Source organism: Faecalibacterium tardum (assembly GCF_040096515.1).
GTDB classification, from domain to species: domain Bacteria; phylum Bacillota; class Clostridia; order Oscillospirales; family Ruminococcaceae; genus Faecalibacterium; species Faecalibacterium tardum.
Window position 1 is genome coordinate 1 of the sequence record NZ_JBBMEO010000071.1, and the last position, 3,210, is coordinate 3,210.

Annotated in this window: 2 protein-coding genes; both read right to left on the reverse strand. The window is 57.0% G+C overall.

All coding sequences use genetic code 11. The annotated features are described in order from the left end of the window. Positions 1-52: 52 nt before the first annotated feature. Positions 53-610, reverse strand: coding sequence for an anaerobic ribonucleoside-triphosphate reductase activating protein (gene nrdG, locus WMO44_RS14535; RefSeq protein ID WP_055187051.1), 558 nt, complete (start codon positions 608-610; stop codon positions 53-55). A gap of 69 nt (positions 611-679) precedes the next feature. Further along, positions 680-2,851: an anaerobic ribonucleoside-triphosphate reductase gene (gene nrdD / locus WMO44_RS14540; protein WP_015536517.1), complete on the reverse strand. Its 2,172-nt coding sequence runs from the start codon at positions 2,849-2,851 to the stop codon at positions 680-682. Between the last annotated feature and the right edge of the window lie 359 nt (positions 2,852-3,210).

Genomic DNA, 3,210 nt, shown 5'->3' on the forward strand with positions numbered 1-3,210 from the left:
GCTCCTGCGGGCCGCGACAAACGCATTTTCACGAGAAGGAGTTCAGCACCGCTTACCGTTCCATGGTATGGGTGGCGAACACCTTTTCGTCCTCCCACCACACGGGCTGCCCGGCGGCGAGGGACTTGGGCACATCCAGCAGGCGCTGGTTGCGGCTGCCGCGGAAGCGCAGGGAGATGTCGTGCTCGGCCTGCACGAATCTGCCGTCCACCAGTACATCCAGCAGTGCCAGCAGCTCGTCGGTCACCTCGCACCGCGCGGGACTGGGCTCTTTGCCGGTAAGCTGTTCCCAAGTGTAGCCGGAGTAGCACCACACCGTCTTGGCGGGGTACAGCGCCTTGAAGTTGCGCACAAAGGGCAGCAGTTCCCGCTGGTTTTCCGGCTCAAAGGGCTCGCCGCCCAGCAGGGAAAGCCCGGCGATATAGTCCGGCTGGCAGGAGGCGAATATCTCGTTGCGCACGGTCTTATCAAAGGGCTGACCGTAGGCAAAGTCCCATGCCACGGCGTTGAAGCATCCCGGGCAGTGGTGACGGCAGCCGGACACAAAAACGCTGGTGCGCACCCCGGGACCGTTGGCGATGTCGTAATATTTGATGTTTGCGTAGTTCATAGATAAAACTCCATATAAAAAGCTCCCCCTCTCGGGGGAGCTGTCAATGCGAAGCGTTGACTGAGAGGGTTACAGATGCAGCACGCGGTCCTTGATCTCCTGCGTGCGGCCCTGGTTCCAGAACTGGGTGCCGATATAACCGCAGGTACGGCGGGCAACGTTCAGCTTGTTCTGATCACGGTTGCCGCACTTGGGGCACTCCCACACCAGCTTGCCGTCATCCTCCACGATCTTGATCTCGCCATCGTAGCCGCACACCTGACAGTAGTCGGACTTGGTGTTCAACTCGGCGTACATGATGTTGTCGTAGATGAACTGCAGCACGCTTATGACGGCTTCCAGATTGTCCTGCATATTGGGCACTTCCACATAGCTGATGGCACCGCCCGGGGACAGGCGCTGGAAGTCGGCCTCGAATTTCAGCTTGGTAAAGGCGTCGATGGGCTCGGAGACATGGACGTGGTAGCTGTTGGTGATATAGTTCTTGTCCGTGATGCCCTTCACGATGCCAAAGCGCTTTTGCAGGCACTTGGCAAACTTGTAGGTGGTGGATTCCAGCGGGGTGCCGTAGAGGGAGTAGTCCATGTTTTCGGCCTTCTTCCACGCGTTGCACTTGTCATTCATGTGCTGCATCACGCTCAGGGCAAAAGGCTTGGCACCGGCGTCGGTGTGGCTCTTGCCGGTCATATACTTCACACACTCGTACAGGCCGGCATAGCCCAGACTGATGGTGGAGTAGCCGCCGAACAGCAGCTTGTCGATCTTTTCGCCCTTCTTCAGGCGTGCAAGCGCGCCATACTGCCACAGGATGGGGGCAGCGTCGCTGGGGGTGCCCAGCAACCGCTTGTGGCGTGCCTGCAAAGCGCGGTGGCACAGGTCCAGACGCTCGTCAAAAATCTTCCAGAACTTTTCAAAGTTGCCGCCGGAGCTCAGCGCAACGTCCACCAGATTGATGGTGACCACGCCCTGATTGAAGCGGCCATAGTACTTGGGCTTGCCGGTCTCGGGGTCCACATAGGGGGTCAGGAAGCTGCGGCAGCCCATGCAGGTGTAGCAGTGACCTTCGCCATTCTTGTCTACCTTGAGCTCCAGCATCTTCTTTTCCGAGATATAGTCCGGCACCATGCGCTTGGCGGTGCACTTGGCGGCCAGCTCGGTCAGGTAGTAATAGGGGGTGCCGGGGCGGATGTTGTCCTCTTCCAGCACATAGATCAGCTTGGGGAAGGCGGGGGTGATCCACACGCCTGCCTCGTTCTTCACGCCCTGATAGCGCTGCCGGATGGTCTCTTCAATAATGATGGCAAGGTCGGCCTTTTCCTGCGGGTTGCGGGCCTCGCCCAGATACATGAATACAGTAATAAAGGGTGCCTGACCGTTGGTGGTCATCAGGGTGACCACCTGATACTGGATGGTCTGCACGCCGCGGTTGATCTCGTTGCGCAGACGGCGCTCCACGATCTCCTTCTTGCGCTCGGCAGAGACGTCCAGCCCTTCCATCTCCAGCTCCACCTCAGCGGCGATCTTCTTGCGGGAGACGTCCACAAAGGGAGCCAGATGGGTCAGGCTGATGCTCTGACCGCCGTACTGGTTGGAAGCTACCTGTGCAATGATCTGGGTGGCAATGTTGCAGGCAGTGGAGAAGCTGTGCGGCTTCTCAATATAGGTGCCGGAAATAACGGTGCCGTTCTGCAGCATATCTTCCAGGTTCACCAGATCGCAGTTGTGCATGTGCTGGGCAAAATAGTCGGAATCGTGGAAGTGGATCAGACCCTCCTGATGCGCCTTTACGATCTCCGGGTCCAGCAGCAGACGGGCGGTCAGATCCTTGGAGATCTCGCCGGCCATATAGTCGCGCTGCACACTGTTGACGGTGGGGTTCTTGTTGGCGTTCTCCTGCTTGACCTCTTCGTTCTGGCACTCGATCAGGCTCAGGATGCGCTCGTCAGTGGTATTGGTCTGGCGCTTCAGGCTCTGGACGTAGCGGTAGGTGATATAGTGGCGTGCTACATCGTGCGCCTGAATGTCCATCAGCTGGTTCTCCACCAGATCCTGTACTTCTTCCACGCTGACCGCGCGGTTGAGCTGCTGGCACTGGTCGGTAACGGCTGCGGCGATCTGGGTGATCTGCTCCCGGCTCAGGCGAGCCTGACCGCCCACAGAATCGCTGGCTTTGGTAACGGCGGTGATGATCTTGGTAATATCAAAAGGAACTTCTGCACCGTTTCGTTTGATGATCTTCATCGGTTCTCCTCCTTCTATATAGGCGCATTGTGAACGGGTACCTCTTATCATAAGAGATACCCGTCTGCGCACAACGATATCCAACAAACTGAATGTAACTCTATTTTATCATTATCTAGTGGCAAGTCAAGCAAAATACCACTATATTTTGCGTTTTGTAGCAATCGCCAAAAATAGCAGATATTTTTCGGGACAAAATTTTGCACGGAAACCCTTGACAGCGCAGTACGCTTTCCGACGGGTAATATAAGCCACAGTCTATACCTGTCTGGGTTTCACACTGCCTATATAATGTAATAATATAGGGGCGAACCCTCTCAGGCGCTGCGCGCCAGCTCCCCCCTCGGGGGAGCTGGCGC